Source organism: Microvirga terricola, assembly GCF_011777495.1.
Classification (GTDB): Bacteria; Pseudomonadota; Alphaproteobacteria; order Rhizobiales; family Beijerinckiaceae; genus Microvirga; species Microvirga terricola.
The window spans coordinates 657505-672113 of the sequence record NZ_JAATJS010000001.1 but is presented as its reverse complement, the minus strand read 5'-3'; the positions used below and the strand labels follow the sequence as shown (position 1 = coordinate 672113).

The following is a 14609-nucleotide window of genomic DNA, read 5'->3' as shown; positions in this document are numbered from 1 at the left end:
CGGGGCCGAGACAGGTTACAGCCTGTTTTCAAAGATTTCGGACATTCGCATTCCCTGGACCACTCGGATGACAACGCGCTTCCATCGCGGCGACCTGCCCGCGGATTACCGGCCCGGCCCGGCCATCGCCATCGATACGGAGACCTTGGGTCTCAACCCGCATCGCGACCGGCTCTGCGTCGTGCAGATCTCCACCGGCGACGGCACGGCGGATGTGGTGCAGATCCTCAAAGACGGCCCGCGCCCGGAAAACCTGATCCGCGTTTTGGCCGACGAGAGCGTGGTCAAAATCTTCCACTTCGCCCGGTTCGACCTCGCGGTGCTGTTCCACACCTTCGGGGTCATGCCGCGCCCGGTCTATTGCACCAAGATCGCCTCACGACTGGCGCGCACATACACCGACCGCCACGGGCTGAAAGACCTGGTGCGGGAGCTTTTGGGGGTCGAACTCTCCAAGCAGCAGCAATCCTCCGACTGGGGCGCGGACACTCTCACCCAGGCGCAGCTCGATTATGCCGCCTCGGACGTGCTGCATCTCCATGCGCTGAAGGAAAAACTGGATCGGATGCTGGAGCGGGAGAACCGGCTCGGCATCGCGCATCAGTGTTTCCATTTCCTGCCGACCCGGTCGCAGCTCGACCTCATTGGCTGGCCGGAAACGGATATCTTTGCCCATAGTTGACGGGGTCTTAAACTTTCGCCCATAAAACCTATCTCCGTCATAACATCGCCATGGCTCGAGGCCATGGCACTGTTCCAGGCGCGAGACGCAAGGGGCTTTGAAAAATTGGCGGGACTTGAGGGCATCACGATGAGTGAGGGCCTGGCTGCGCGGCCGGGCGCGCGTTCACGCGACTTCTCCGCCGCCCAACGCCATTCCCGCTGGGTGCGCTTCGCCAAGAAGGCGATCCCCTTGGGCTCCCTTCTCGCGATGAGTGCGATCCTTCTGATCGCGTATTTCGACCCCTTCCGCAGCATCAAGGGCCTCACCATGGGGCCGATTTCGGTCAGCGGCACCAATGTCACCATGGAAAGCCCGAAGCTGACCGGCTTTCGCAACGACAACCGCCCCTATGAGGTGACAGCCAGCGCCGCGACGCAGGATGTGCGCAAGCCCAATTTCGTGGAACTGAAGGACCTGCGCGCGCGCATCGCCACCGACGACAAGGGCGGCCTCGCCCGGCTCGAAGCGAGCGTCGGCGTGCTCGACACCCAGAAAGAGCAGATGAATCTGCGCCAGGACGTCCGCGTCCGCACGGAAAACGGCCAGGAGGTGCGCCTGCAATCCGCCTTCGTGGATTTCAAGGCCGGCACGGTCCTGTCCGAAGAGCCCGTCACCGTGGTGCTCACCAACGGCCTCGTCGAAGCCACCGGGCTCGAAGTGCTCGAAAACGGCAAGGTCATGCATTTCAAGGGCCGGGTCCGCACCACCTTCGAGCGTCCCGAGCCGTCCTCATCTTCCGCTTCTCCTGCCGGCGCGGGCCCGCGCCCGGCGCAACCGACAAGTTTCCGGCCATGATGACCATCCGTTACGCCGCGCTGACGAGCGCGCTTCTTCTTGCAACGCCCCTTTTGACCGAAGCGGTCCAGGCCCAGCCGCAGCCGAACGCCAAGGAGCGCGCCGTCGGCTTCGGCAATTTCGGGGCGAGCAAGGAGCCGATCAAGATCGATGCCGACCGGCTCGACGTGTTCGACAAGGAAGGCCGTGCGGTCTTTTCCGGCAACGTGGTGGCGGTGCAAGGCGATGCCACCATGAACTGCTCGCTCATGACCGTGCTCTACGAACAGAAGAAGAGCGGCGATGCGGCAAAACCCGCCGCTGCCGCCGCCGGGCCACAGGCCGATGACAGCTCGATCAAGAAGATTGATTGCAAGGGCCCGGTCACCATCGTCTCCAAGACCCAGGTCGCCACCGGCAACGACGCCACCTTCGACCGGGTCGCGAACAAGATCCTGCTCACCGGCAACGCGGTGCTGAGCGACGGGCCGAACGTAACCCGTGGCGAGCGCGTGGTGTATGATCTCAACTCCGGCGTCGCCAATGTGGAGAACGCTCCGGGCGGGCGCGTGCGGGCGCTCTTCGTACCCGGCAGCGGCTCGCAGGACGCAGCCGGCGCCGACAAGGCGAAACCGCAGAAGCCGGCGACGAACTAAAGCCGCCCCCTTCCGCATTTTCCGATTCCTCCTTTTTCGCGATTGTGCCCTTGAAGTTCTTTTTCAACCGCTCCGCCGCCGCCTCACCGGACGCGCGCGTCATGAAGGTGGATTTGACCGATCCGAAGGTTTTTGGGCGGACGCAGACCGATCCGACCTTCGGCGGCCCCGGCGTGCTCGCGGTCAAGGGATTGCAGAAGAGCTATCGCGGCCGCACCGTGGTGCATGATGCGGCGCTGAATGTGCGCGCAGGCGAGGCCGTCGGCCTGCTGGGCCCCAACGGCGCGGGCAAGACCACGATCTTCTACATGATCACCGGCCTCGTCTCGGCGGATCGCGGGCTCATCAGCCTCGACGGGCATGACGTGACGCAATTGCCGATGTATCGCCGCGCGCGCCTCGGCATCGGCTACCTGCCGCAGGAAGCGTCGATCTTCCGCGGTCTGAACGTGGAAGACAACATTCGCGCCGTGCTCGAGGTCGTCGAGCCGAGCAAGAAGGAGCGCGAGCGCAAGCTCGATGCGCTGCTCGACGAGTTCAACATCACGCGCCTGCGCAAATCGCCCTCCATCGCGCTGTCCGGCGGTGAGCGCCGCCGCTGCGAAATCGCGCGCGCGCTCGCAGGCGAGCCGACCTTCATGCTGCTCGACGAGCCGTTCGCGGGCATCGATCCGATTGCGGTCGGCGACATTCAGAACCTCGTGCGCCACCTCACGCGTCGCGGCATCGGCGTGCTCATCACCGACCACAACGTGCGCGAGACGCTGGGCCTGATCGACCGCGCCTACATCATCCATTCCGGCCGCGTGCTCACCGAAGGCCACCCGGACGAAATCGTCGCCAACGAAGACGTGCGCCGCCTCTATCTCGGCGAAGATTTCAGGCTCTAGCAGGCCTCAGTAGGTCGGCCAGAGCCCCGGTGTGGCCAGCTCGAGGAGATGGCCGTCGGGATCGCGGAAATAAACGCTTTTGCCGCCTCTCGCCCAACGCGTGCGTCCCTCGATTGAGACGCCGTGGGTGGTGAGGCGTCCTTCCCACCCCTCGAGATCGGCGGCATCCACCGCCAGCGCGATGTGTTGCGGGCCGCTGCCGTCATGCGGCGGGATGGTGCCGCCGGGAAGTTGGGTGGTCTCGGTCGAAGCACCTCGTTTGAACAAGAGAAGAATGCTGCGTCCCCCCACGTCGTAGGCGCAGAGCCGCTGATCGGAAAAGACGGATTTCAGCGCCATCACCGTCTCATAGAAGTGCCGCGCGCGCGGCAGATCATCGACATAGAGGGCGGTTTCCAAAACGCCGTTGAGATGGGGCATCCGCGCTCTCCCGCGCCTATGAAAGAACTCACACGACCTGCTTTGCGTTTCCGGAATTGTAGGACGGACGCTTCGTCCGCCGGAAGGCATTTTAACAAATGAACGAGCGCCCTGGCCCTGCCATGCCCCCCATCGTCGATCCGCGCCTCGGCGACGCGGAAGACGATGCATCCAGCACCAAGCAGCGCTCGCTTCTCGCCATTGCCGGCAGCCTGCTGGCCGAGGTCAACCTGCTGCGGCTTTTCCTCGCCTGGATCGTCCTGATCGTTTTGCCCGGCCTTCTGCTCGGGATCGCTCCGCTCGTCGCCTCCGCATGGCTTGAGACCTTTTCGCGAGCGCTTGCGGCCTCGCTTGGGGGACTCTGGGCGCTTGGTCTTCTCGTGCTGGCGGCGGCGGTCGCGTGGATCGGCGGGCAGCCGCTGTTCCGGGAGGCGGAGCGGGGGTTCTGGTCGTTGAACGCGCTCGCGGTGCAGCCGGGCTATGCGCTCTGCCGCGAAGGGTTGCGCCACCTTGTGGAACTCAAGACTACGCGCCGGGCGAACCCTGACCGAATGGAACGACTGCGCGCCGCCATGGCTTTCGGCGGCGGAATTCTGGCCTGCGGGCTCGCCCTGATCGCAGCGGCTCTCGCCTGGCCTTTCTCGCGATGGGTGGGGCATATTGCGGACCTCGCCGCACCCCACCGACTCATCGTCCCGGCGCTTGCCAACGCCGTGGTCGTGGTCGGCTCTTATTCGGCGCTGGCCGCCCTGCTCTGGGGCGTGGCCGACGCCACCATGCGCCAGCCGCGCGATGCGGCGCGCTTCGACCACCCACCGCCCGGCCGCCGGACCTGGCGCGTCGCGCATCTCTCCGATCTCCATGCCGTCGGCGAGCGCTATGGCTTTCGTATCGAGAGCGGGCGCGGCGGCCCGCGAGGCAACGACAAGCTAGCCGCGGTTCTCGCAAGGCTCGACGACATCCACGCAGCGCATCCGCTCGATCTCGTCCTCGTCACGGGCGACGCAACCGATGCCGGGCGCTCAGCCGAGTGGGCGGAATTTTTCGCGATCCTTAGCCGTTACCCGCACCTCGCCGAGCGGATGCTGCTTCTTCCCGGCAATCACGATGTGAACGTGGTCGATCGCGCCAATCCAGCGCGACTCGACCTTCCTTTGAGCCCCGGCAAACGGTTGCGCCAGATGCGCACGCTCTCGGCCATCGCGGCGATACAAGGAGACCGGGTGCGAGTGGTGGACCCGAACAGTGGGCTACTCGGCCAAACCTTATCCCAAGCCCTTGAGCCGCATCGCGACGCCATTGCCGCTTTCGCAAATGCGGGGACGATGCGTCTCTCGCACAGCCTTGCGGAGCTGTGGGAAGGGGCCTTTCCGATGGTGCTGCCGCCCGAGCCGGAGGATGGGCTTGGCGTGATGCTTCTCAACTCCAACGCCGAGACGCATTTCTCCTTCACCAACGCGCTCGGCCTCGTCGGCGCGGAACAGGCGCACGGCCTTGCCGCCGCGACGCAGGCCTTTCCCCGCGCGTGCTGGATCGTGGCGTTGCATCATCATCTCGTGGAATATCCGCAGCCTGCCAAAGCCTTTTCGGAGCGCATCGGCACGGCGCTGATCAACGGCACCTGGTTTCTGCGCCAGCTCCGCCCGCTCGAGGGCCGCGCCATTGCCATGCACGGCCATCGTCACATCGACTGGATCGGCGAATGCGGCGGCCTGCGCATCGTCTCCGCGCCCTCGCCGGTCATGGAATCGAAGAACGGCGAGGCGAGCTATTTCTACCTGCACACGTTCTTCACCGATGCGGAGGGAAAGCTTTGCATGACGTCCCCTGAGCGCATCGTCATCGCTGGTGAAATAGAGCCGACATAGGGCACTTGGGACACCTTGCCTTTTGACGGAGACCCCATCGCGCATTACATCTAACCAAGCATGGACCACCATGCAGAGGTCTGCTGGATGCCGTCATGAGTTCAATGCAACGGCTGGAGCTTCGCCAGGGGCAATCCCTGGTCATGACTCCCCAACTGCTCCAATCCATCAAGCTTTTGCAACTCTCTCACGCCGAGCTTGCGGCCTATGTGGAAGCCGAACTCGAGCGCAATCCGCTGCTGCAGGAAGCCGAAGGCCGCGTGAAGGCGCCGCGCCTGAATCCGGCGGCTCCGGCTCCCAGCTCGGAAGCGCCTACGCTACGCATGGTGCCCCGCTCGGCCCCGACGCCATCAGGCAGCGGGTCGGATTCATCCGCCCGCGCGGTTGCCGCCAGCACCGGCGAACTCGGCGCGGATCTTGAAGCAACGCTCGCCCGCGCGGTCAGCCTGGCGGAACATCTCGAAACGCAGCTCGACCTGGCGACTGCCGACCCGCAACAGCGCGCTGTCGGGCGGCACCTGATTCACAGCCTCAACGAGGCGGGCTATCTCACCGAAAACCTCGACGACATCGCGGACACGCTTCATGTCGCGGCGGATGAGGTCATGGCCGCGCTTCGGCTGATCCAGAGTTTCGACCCCGCCGGCATCGGCGCGCGCAACCTTGCCGAATGTCTGTCGCTGCAATTGAAGGAGCGCGACCGGCTCGACCCCGCGATGGAGATTCTCGTCAGCCGCCTCGATCTCGTGGCCAAGCGCGATTTTGTAACGCTCACGCGCCTGTGCGGCGTGGACGACGAGGATCTGGCCGAGATGCTGGCCGAGATCCGACGCCTGGAGCCGAAACCGGGCCTCGCCTTCACGCCGGCGCGGGTGGAGGTGCTGATTCCGGATGTGCTGGTGCGCCCTTCTCCCGAAGGTGGTTTCATCGTCGAACTTAATCCTGACACGCTGCCGCGCATCCTGCTCGACCGCTCCTATTACAGTCGCGTCGTGCAATCGGTTCGTAGTGACAAGGAAAAGGACTTTTTGTCCGAATGTCTGCAAAGCGCGAGCTGGCTCACGCGCAGCCTCGACCAGCGCGCGCAGACGATTCTGAAAGTCGCGACCGAAATCGTGCGGCATCAGGAGGATTTTTTCCGCGAGGGCGTCGCAGCGTTGCGTCCGCTCACCCTGAAGGATGTCGCCGAGAAAATCGGCATGCACGAATCCACTGTGTCGCGCGTCGTCGCGAACAAAGCCATCGGCACCGCGCGCGGCTCATTCGCGATGAAATTTTTCTTCAATGTGGCCTTAGGCGATGCGGGCCATTCGGCACAGGCCGTGCGTTATCGAATCAAGCAGCTCATCGCAGGCGAAGCGGCGAAAGGCATCGTGCTCTCCGATGATGCAATTGCCCAAAAATTGAAGGCCGACGGCATCGAGATCGCCCGTCGTACGGTCGCGAAATATCGCGAGATTCTTCAGATCCCGTCTTCGGCGCAACGGCGTCGCACGGCGGAAACGAAGGCGCATGCCCTGTGAGGAAAAAAGATCAAGTCTTGTTTTGAGGCCAGGAACCATCATCATCTTACTAAGCGTCAGATAACGAACGAGAGACGCTGAAGAAGCTGGAGGAAGTCGATATGACGTTGAGGGTATCCGGTAAGAATCTCGATATCGGCGAAGCCCTTAGGTCCCAGGTCGAAGCGCGGGTGGACAGCGCTCTGGCGAAATACTTCAACGGAGGCTATTCCGGACACGTCACAGTCACCCGCGACGGCACGGGTTTTCGCACCGATTGTGTGCTTCACCTGACTTCCGGCATGACGCTCGAGGCCTCGGGTGCCGCGCAGGACGCCTATGCCAGTTTCGACCAGACCGCCTTGCGCCTCGAAAAGCGCCTGAGCCGTTACCGCCAGCGCCTCAAGGAGCACGCCACGGCCACGAACGGACGCAATGTCAGCCTTCAGGCCCCGTATTCCGTTCTGGAAGCCCCGACGGACGAGACTGTGGAGGAAGAGAGCTACCACCCCGTCGTCATTGCCGAGACCACCAAGCCGCTGCATCGTCTGTCCGTCAGCGACGCGGTGATCCGGCTCGATCTGACGGGGGCCGCAGCCCTCGTCTTCATCCACTCTAGCACCGGACGCGTGAACGTCGTATATCGCCGCGGCGACGGGGCGATCGGTTGGGTCGATCCGCCGCCGGCCCAGCCTTGAGCGGCTGTGTCCCTTTGGCCTGAGAATTGCTTGGAACGGCGCAAGACCGTATCGGCTTCACAACAGATGCAGCGTGATCGATGCCTTTGCTCGACTTTCTAGACTCCCAGGCCGTGTTGCCGACATTGCGCGTCAACGGCAAGAAGCAAGCTTTGCAGGAACTGGCGGCCCACGCGGCCCGTCTGACCGGCCTCGATGAGAACACCATCTTCGAGGCCCTCCTGCAGCGCGAACGCCTCGGCTCGACCGGAATCGGCGAGGGCATCGCCATTCCCCATGGCAAATTGCCCGGTCTCAACAAGATTTTCGGCCTCGTCGCCCGGCTGGAGAAGCCGATCGATTTCGAGGCTCTCGATGGCCAGCAGGTCGATATCCTCTTCCTGCTGCTGGCCCCCGAGGGAGCAGGTGCCGATCACCTCAAGGCGCTGGCCCGCGTCGCCCGCGTCTTGCGCGAACCCGGCCTCGTCGACCGCGTCCGCGCCACCCGCGACCGGGATGCCCTCTACGCGATTATGACCGAGCTACCGCAGGCGGCGTGAGGCCGGCTGCGCGCTTCGGATCTGACTTTGTCATGGCCGGGCTTGTCCCGGCCATTTCGTTTGCGGACCCGTGGCGAGAAAGGCATCGGCATCCCCCGGACGAACCCGGGGATGACAACGTGAGTGCCTAAGGCTTCGCCGCCATTTCCCAAACCAACTGAACGTTGGCCGTGTAGCGGATCGTCGCTGGGGGCACGACCGGGATGGTGTCGGCGGGCGCGCCCTTGGCCATGGCCATGCGCATCGGCATGTCGGGGTGCTGTTCGTAGGGCTGGGCGGAGCCGTCGCGGATTTCCAGAAGACGGCCCAAGCCGACGCCGGCGGCCGCAGTATAGACCTCGGCCTGACGCTTGGCGTCGCGCACGGCGGCTTCGCGGGCGCGGTCGGCACCCTCCTCCTGCCGGTCGAGGCCCCAGGTGACCGACTGGAAGGTCATGTCGCCACTGGCCAGAATCTCGCCCGCCAGCCTCCCCACGCCCTCGAGGTCGCGGGTGGTGATTCGCAGCTGATGTTGGGCCGCAAAGCGCGGCGCTTTCACCGGCTTGCCGTCCGGCCCGATCTGTTGCGGAGCCTGGAAAACCTGGAAATTGGCGGTCTGGATGTCTTCTTTCTTGAGGCCAAGCGCCAGGATGCGGGCCAGGACCCGCTCGGTGGCGGTGCGGTTGGCGCTGGCGGCTTGAGCGACCGTGTCGGTTTCGGTGACGACGGTCACGCCGATCCGGGCGAAATCAGGCTTCAGCTGAGCTTCGCCTGTGCCCATGACGCTGATGGTCGGAACGGGCGGCGTGGCGGTCTCGGAAAGGGCAGGGCTGGCGAGGGCGGCCAAAGCGGCTGCCATGGCAATGCGCATGGTCAAATTCATCTCCAAAAACGACTGCTCCGCCTTAAAGGCGGAGCAGGAAGGCTTTTTCTTACCGGCCGGTCTTCACCCGGGTCCACAACCGGGTGACGGCCCGTTGCGCGCGCTCGTCATAAGCGGTGTTGGTGAACAGCCGCTTGAACGTCGCGTCGTCCGGATAGATGCCCGGATCGTTGAGGATCTCGGGCTTCACGAATTGCTTCGCGGCGAGGTTGCCGGAGGCGTAGGAGACAAAATTCGTGTTCATGGCGGCAATTTCAGGGCGCATCATGAAATTGATGAACTCGTGCGCCTCGGCCACGTTCTTCGCGTCGTTGGGAATAGCGAAGCTGTCGAACCACATCAGCGCGCCTTCGCGCGGGATGATGTAAGAGACTTCAACGCCGTTCTTCGCCTCTTCGGCGCGCTTCCTGGCCTGGATCATGTCGCCCGAATAGCCCACCGCCACGCAGATATCGCCGTTGGCGAGCGCGTTGATGTATTCCGACGAGTGATACTTCTGAATGTTGCCGCGGACGCGGAACAGAGCGTCACCCACCCGATTCAAGTCTTCCGTGCGCTTCGAATCCGGATTGATGCCGAGATAAGCCAGCACGCCGGGGAAGAGGTCCTCTGGCGAGTCGAGCATGTAGATGCCGCAGGCCTTCAGCTTGGAGGAGATTTCGGGCTTCAGCACCAGGTCCCAGGTGTTGAGCGGCATGTCGCCCAGAATCGCCTTGACCTTCTTGGTGTTCATGCCGATGCCCGTGGTGCCCCACATGTAGTTCACGGCATATTGGTTGCCGGGATCGAACACGGCCAGGCGCTGGCTGATGTCGGGCCACTGGTTCGAGAGGTTCGGCAGCTTCGCCTTGTCGAGCTTCTGGAAGATCTTGGCGCCGATCAGGCGCTGCAGGAACGGGCCCGAGGGAACGACGATGTCGTAGCCCGACTTGCCGGCCAGAAGTTTCGTCTCGACGATCTCGTTGTTGTCGTAGGTGTCGTAGACGACCTTGATGCCGGTCGCCTTCGTGAATTCGTCCAGCGCCTTCGGGTCCACGTAATCGGACCAGTTATAGACGTTGACGGTGCGCTGCTGGGCAGAAGCGGCGGTGACAAGGCCGAGACCAAGGACGGCGGCCGAAACGAGAGCGCGGATCATCTCAAGCGAAACTCCCAAGGGGTTGTTGACCCCGGGAGGCTAAAATTTTCCGCTCAAAGAAACAATGTTGAAGAATGGGCCAAGGCACAGCTTCCCAACGGGTTTTTGCTCAAGCGGCCCTTTTGGCCGCTTTCGCTAGCCGCTCCAGCCCCGCATCGAGGGTGGAATCCTTCTTGGCGAAGCAGAACCGCACCACGTTCTTCACCGCACCTTGAGCATAAAAGGCCGAAACCGGGATCGCCGCGACACCGAAATCGGTCACCAGACGGCGGCAGAAGGCGACGTCGTCGGTTTCCCCTAAAGGCGCGATGTCGATGTTGAGGAAGTAGGTGCCCTGGCTCGGAATGACATCAAAGCCCAAGGTCTTCAGCCCCGTCGTAAAGCGGTCGCGGCTTTTGGTGAAATCGCGCCGCATGGTCTCGAAGTAGCTGTCGTCCTTGGCCAGTCCGTAGGCCACGGCTGTTTGGAGGTTCGGCGCGGTGGTGAAGGTCAAAAACTGGTGGGCCTTGGCCAGCACCTTCATGAGATGCGGCGCGGCGCAGACGAAGCCGACCTTCCAGCCGGTGAGGCTGAAAATCTTGCCCGCCGAGCCGATCTTGACCGCGCGCTCACGCATGCCGGGGAGGCTCAGCACGCTCTGGTGGCGGCGTCCGTCGAAGACCACGTGCTCCCACACCTCGTCGGAAATCACCACCGCATCGAAGCGGCGGCAGAAATCCGCGAGCAGCGTGAGGTCTTCGCCCGAAAAGATCGTGGCCGTCGGGTTGAGCGGATTGTTGAACAACACTGCCTTGGTCTTGGGCGAAAACGCCTTGGCGAGCGCCTCCTCGGTGAGCCGAAAATGCGGCGGCTGGAGTGTGACGAACTTTGGGATGCCGCCCGCAAGCCGCACCAGCGGCAGGTAGGCGTCATACATCGGCTCGAACAGCACCACCTCGTCGCCGGGTTCAACGAGGGCGAGGATCGCGCCCGCCAGCGCCTCCGTCGCGCCGGAAGTCACCATCACCTCGCTCATCGGATCGAGATCGACACCCTGCCAGTGCTTGTAATGGGCAGCGATGGCGCTGCGCAGCTCGGGCAGCCCCATCATCGGCGGGTACTGGTTGTAGCCGTCGAGCACCGCCTCCGCCGCCTTGCGCCGCACGTCCTCCGGGCCCGGATCGTCCGGAAAGCCCTGTCCGAGATTGACCGCTCCGGTCTCCCGGGCAAGTCCCGACATCACCTCGAAGATGGTGGTGGGGAGATTGGCGAAGATCGGGTTCATGCCGGGCTCCGATTGGCGTTCGGTTTGGATGTACGGTTCGTAGCATGGAAGGCGGGGAGATCGAACAGTTCTCGTCGTCCGATGATGAGGAAGCCTGCCCACAGCACGCGGTATTTTTCCCTCGCTCCAAGCGGCGGGTCTTCAAACACCGCGTCGGGCGACAACCGCCTCATAGGCCGCCTGCAGACGGGCGGCGACGGAAGGACCTTGCCTCGCTCCATTGCGCGGCGCCGCGCCCAGATGGGTCTCCCGCAGCTCATCCATGAATTCGGACCAGAGGGCAGGCCCGCCTTCCTCCAGCAATTGCGCGCGGATGCTCAATTCTTCCGTGACCGGCAGATATTTGCGCCCCCACACCGCCATTTGAGCGAGAATCGGAAGCAGTTCGATGCCCTTTTCGGTCAGGCTGTAGACCGTTTTCTGCTTGTGGCTCGGGTCGTCCGCCTTGGTGATGATCCCCTCATCAACGAGGGTCTTGAGGCGGTCGGCCAGGATATTCGAGGAAATCCCCTCCTCCGATTTCAGCATTTCCCGGAAATGCCGCCGGTTGCCGAAGATCATGTCCCGGATGATGAGCAGGCTCCATTTATCACCCACGACCTCGAGGGTGAGATTGATCGGGCAACCGGATCTATGACCGCCATCCATTCAGGCCTCCAAAAATCGCTTGCATTTTCGCACCGGCTACCCCTACCTTGCAACCGGTTGCAAAATGCAATTAGTATTGACACTGGAATCACGAGGAATATCGCCGATGTCTCTGGAACTCCATTTCCACCCGCTCTCCTCGTTCTGCCACAAGGTGCTGATCGCCCTTTACGAGAACGCGACGCCCTTCGAACCGGTCATCGTGGATCTCGCCGACGCGGACGCGCGGGCTGCTTTCGAGGCGATCTGGCCGATCCGCCGGTTTCCCGTGCTGCGGGATCGATCAGCCGGTTGCACGATCCCCGAAACGAGCATCATCATCGAGTATCTCGACCGGCACTATCCCGGTCCGGTGCGGTTCATTCCGAAAGACGACGAACAGGCGCTCCAGACGCGTCATTGGGATCGCATCTTCGATCTCTACGTGAATGTATCGATCCAGAAGATCGTGACCGACCGGCTCCGTCCGGAGGGAGAGAACGATGCGTATGGGGTCGCTCAGGCGCGAAGCCTCCTTGTGACCGCGCTGAGCCTCATCGATGCGCAGATGGCGGAACGGACCTGGGCCACGGGAGAGGAATTCGGCATGGCCGATTGTGCGGCCGCGCCCTCCCTGTTCTACGCCGACAAAGTGAACCCCCTCGGCAAAACACACCCGAACGCCGCGCGGTATCTGGACCGCCTGATGGCGCGACCTTCCTATGCCCGCGTGCTGGCGGAGGCCGAGCCCTATTTCGCGCTGTTTCCGAAGGACGAGAAAGTTGTCTCGGAGAAAACGGCTGGGTGACACTCGCCGCGGCCCTTGCTATCGCCAGATGAGGAACCTCATCTGGCTCATGTCCCGTTCGCTCACGCCCCTGACCTTCGGCCTTGCCGCGCTGCTCGCGATCCTCGCCATCGCGTCACTCGCCATTGGCCCGGCCCCGATTTCGCCTTGGCTTGCGGCGAAGGCGCTTGTCTCGGATCAGGGGTCTGCCAGCATCGTGGTGCGCGAAATCCGCCTGCCGCGCACTCTTCTCGCACTCCTGGTCGGCTGGATTTTTGGGCTCACAGGGGCGAGCCTGCAGGGGCTGTTGCGCAATCCGCTCGCCGATACGGCGGTGTTCGGCGCGCCCCAGGCGGCGGCGCTTGGGGCGGTGGCGGTGCTTTATTTCGGCCTTGTCGGCGCGTTGTCCTGGACGCTGCCGGTCGCCGCGATTGTCGGTGCTCTTCTGTCCGTCACGCTGGTGGTGACGGTGGCGGGGCGCAACGCCACCGTGGTGGTGCTGGTGCTCACGGGCCTCGCGGTCGGGAGCCTCGCTGTCGCAGGCACGGCGCTCGCCATCAGCCTGTCGCCCAATCCCTTCGCGGTGACCGAGATCGTGTTTTGGCTTCTGGGCTCCTTCGAGGACCGCTCCGGTGTCCACGTGATGCTAGTCCTCCCCTTCATTGTTGCCGCCTCCCTGATGGTTCTGGCCGCCGCGCCTGGCCTGCGGGCCCTGGCGCTGGGCGAAGAGACAGCGAAAAGCCTTGGGGTGAACGTGCCGCTTCTCAGGCTGCTGATCGTCGGCGGTGCGGCCATCGGCACCGGAGCGTCCGTCGCGGTGGCGGGGTCCATCGGCTTTGTCGGCCTTGTGGCGCCACATCTGGTGCGGCCCTTCGTGGGCTACGATCCGGCGCGGACGCTTGTTCCGGCAGGGCTGACCGGCGCCGTGCTGCTGCTCGCCGCCGATTGCGCGGTGCGGCTCATTCCGTCCGGCGTCGAGGTCAAAATCGGGGTTCTGACGGCGCTTCTCGGCGTGCCGTTCTTTCTCTGGGTCATCGCCAAGCGCAAGGCCGAGTTGGCGGAGACCCCGGCATGAAGCGCCTTGTCGCAACCTCGCTTACCGTCGATCTCGGCCGCCGCCGGGCGCTTGCAACGGTCGACCTGACCCTGGAACCGGGCCGCCTCACCGTCATCGTCGGCCCCAACGGGGCGGGCAAGACAACGCTTTTGCGGGCGCTGGCAGGCCTCGTCGCGCCGGTCGGAGGCGATGTCACCCTCGACGGCGAGCCCGTGCGGTGGATGCGTACATCTGAGCGCGCGCGATCCATCGCCTACCTGCCGCAGGGCGGCACCATCGCCTGGCCTCTGCCGGTCAGGAACGTCGTGGCGCTCGGTCGCCTGCCCCATGGCGAAAGGCCCGATTCCCTCTCCGATTCCGGCCGTAAGGCCGTGGCCGAGGCGATGGCGGCGGCGGATGTGACCGGTTTCGAGGACCGTCCCGCGACCGAGCTCTCCGGTGGCGAGCGCGCCCGTGTGCTTCTGGCCCGGGCGCTCGCAACCAAGGCCCCCGTGCTTCTGGTGGACGAGCCCGTCGCCGCGCTCGACCCGCGCCACGAACTCACCGTGCTTCAGGTCCTCAAGGCTCACGCCGCCGCCGGGGCGAACGTGGTCGCCATCATGCACAACCTGACGCTCGCAGCCCGCTTCGCCGATGACATCGTGGTGCTGGACCGGGGCCGCATCGGCGCTCACGGCACGCCGGAGGATGTCTTCACAGAGGCGCAGCTTGCCGCCAGCTTCGGCATCTCAGCCCATGTCTCGCGGGAGGCGGGCGGTCTCGTGGTGGTGGCGGAAAATCCCTTAGCCGAAGCGCCCTGACGC

16 protein-coding genes are annotated in these 14609 nt (G+C 64.1%); 11 read left to right on the top strand and 5 right to left on the bottom strand.

Going from position 1 to position 14609, the window contains the following annotated elements; all coding sequences use genetic code 11:
• Nucleotides 1–67: 67 nt before the first annotated feature.
• The 4 genes from HB375_RS03255 (at nt 68) to lptB (ending at nt 3044) form a co-directional block, all read left to right on the top strand.
• Nucleotides 68–682, top strand: coding sequence for a ribonuclease D (locus HB375_RS03255; RefSeq protein WP_167671504.1), 615 nt, complete (start codon nt 68–70; stop codon nt 680–682).
• Nucleotides 683–811: 129 nt separating this feature from the next.
• The gene (lptC, locus tag HB375_RS03250; protein WP_167671503.1) at nt 812–1519 is read left to right on the top strand and encodes an LPS export ABC transporter periplasmic protein LptC; all 708 of its coding nucleotides are present in this window, start codon (nt 812–814) and stop codon (nt 1517–1519) included.
• Nucleotides 1516–2154, top strand: coding sequence for an LptA/OstA family protein (locus HB375_RS03245; RefSeq protein ID WP_246728299.1), 639 nt, complete (start codon nt 1516–1518; stop codon nt 2152–2154). Before lptC ends, HB375_RS03245 begins: the two co-directional genes overlap by 4 nt.
• 101 nt (nt 2155–2255) lie before the next feature.
• Complete coding sequence (gene lptB, locus HB375_RS03240) at nt 2256–3044, top strand: LPS export ABC transporter ATP-binding protein (protein WP_246728344.1); 789 nt, start codon at nt 2256–2258, stop codon at nt 3042–3044.
• Nucleotides 3045–3050: 6 nt separating this feature from the next.
• Here lptB and HB375_RS03235 read toward each other — a convergent pair whose 3' ends face one another.
• On the bottom strand, nt 3051–3464 hold the full coding sequence (locus HB375_RS03235) for a VOC family protein (protein ID WP_167671501.1): 414 nt from the start codon (nt 3462–3464) through the stop codon (nt 3051–3053).
• 98 nt (nt 3465–3562) lie between these two features.
• On the opposite strand from HB375_RS03235, the gene HB375_RS03230 reads away from it, so the two are divergent.
• From HB375_RS03230 to ptsN, 4 genes are all read left to right on the top strand, one after another.
• The gene (locus HB375_RS03230; protein ID WP_246728298.1) at nt 3563–5332 is read left to right on the top strand and encodes a metallophosphoesterase family protein; all 1770 of its coding nucleotides are present in this window, start codon (nt 3563–3565) and stop codon (nt 5330–5332) included.
• A gap of 95 nt (nt 5333–5427) precedes the next feature.
• Entirely contained in the window at nt 5428–6855 is a 1428-nt protein-coding gene (gene rpoN / locus HB375_RS03225) for an RNA polymerase factor sigma-54 (RefSeq protein ID WP_167671500.1), read from the top strand.
• 101 nt (nt 6856–6956) lie between these two features.
• Nucleotides 6957–7532 (top strand): ribosome hibernation-promoting factor, HPF/YfiA family, encoded by a 576-nt coding sequence (hpf, locus tag HB375_RS03220; RefSeq protein ID WP_167671499.1) that lies wholly within the window; start codon nt 6957–6959, stop codon nt 7530–7532.
• An 80-nt stretch (nt 7533–7612) separates the two neighbouring features.
• Nucleotides 7613–8071 carry a PTS IIA-like nitrogen regulatory protein PtsN gene (gene ptsN, locus HB375_RS03215; RefSeq protein ID WP_167671498.1) on the top strand — a complete coding sequence of 153 codons (459 nt, stop codon included), beginning with the start codon at nt 7613–7615 and terminating at the stop codon, nt 8069–8071.
• A gap of 127 nt (nt 8072–8198) precedes the next feature.
• On the opposite strand, the gene HB375_RS03210 is transcribed toward ptsN, so the two are convergent.
• The 4 genes from HB375_RS03210 to HB375_RS03195 all read right to left on the bottom strand — a co-directional run bounded on the left by HB375_RS03210 (nt 8199) and on the right by HB375_RS03195 (nt 11983).
• Nucleotides 8199–8921, bottom strand: coding sequence for an SIMPL domain-containing protein (locus tag HB375_RS03210; protein ID WP_246728343.1), 723 nt, complete (start codon nt 8919–8921; stop codon nt 8199–8201).
• Nucleotides 8922–8982: 61 nt separating this feature from the next.
• Nucleotides 8983–10071 carry a polyamine ABC transporter substrate-binding protein gene (locus HB375_RS03205; protein ID WP_167671496.1) on the bottom strand — a complete coding sequence of 363 codons (1089 nt, stop codon included), beginning with the start codon at nt 10069–10071 and terminating at the stop codon, nt 8983–8985.
• A gap of 109 nt (nt 10072–10180) precedes the next feature.
• Nucleotides 10181–11335 (bottom strand): aminotransferase, encoded by a 1155-nt coding sequence (locus HB375_RS03200; RefSeq protein ID WP_167671495.1) that lies wholly within the window; start codon nt 11333–11335, stop codon nt 10181–10183.
• A 141-nt stretch (nt 11336–11476) separates the two neighbouring features.
• Nucleotides 11477–11983: a winged helix-turn-helix transcriptional regulator gene (locus HB375_RS03195; RefSeq protein WP_167671494.1), complete on the bottom strand. Its 507-nt coding sequence runs from the start codon at nt 11981–11983 to the stop codon at nt 11477–11479.
• A 106-nt stretch (nt 11984–12089) separates the two neighbouring features.
• Here HB375_RS03195 and HB375_RS03190 point away from each other — a divergent pair, with 106 nt between their 5' ends.
• Genes HB375_RS03190 through HB375_RS03180 form a run of 3 tightly spaced genes read left to right on the top strand, consistent with a single transcriptional unit; the run spans nt 12090 to nt 14606 of the window.
• Entirely contained in the window at nt 12090–12770 is a 681-nt protein-coding gene (locus HB375_RS03190; protein WP_167671493.1) for a glutathione S-transferase family protein, read from the top strand.
• A gap of 49 nt (nt 12771–12819) precedes the next feature.
• Nucleotides 12820–13824 carry a FecCD family ABC transporter permease gene (locus HB375_RS03185; protein ID WP_167671492.1) on the top strand — a complete coding sequence of 335 codons (1005 nt, stop codon included), beginning with the start codon at nt 12820–12822 and terminating at the stop codon, nt 13822–13824.
• Entirely contained in the window at nt 13821–14606 is a 786-nt protein-coding gene (locus HB375_RS03180; protein WP_167671491.1) for an ABC transporter ATP-binding protein, read from the top strand. Before HB375_RS03185 ends, HB375_RS03180 begins: the two co-directional genes overlap by 4 nt.
• Nucleotides 14607–14609: the final 3 nt, after the last annotated feature.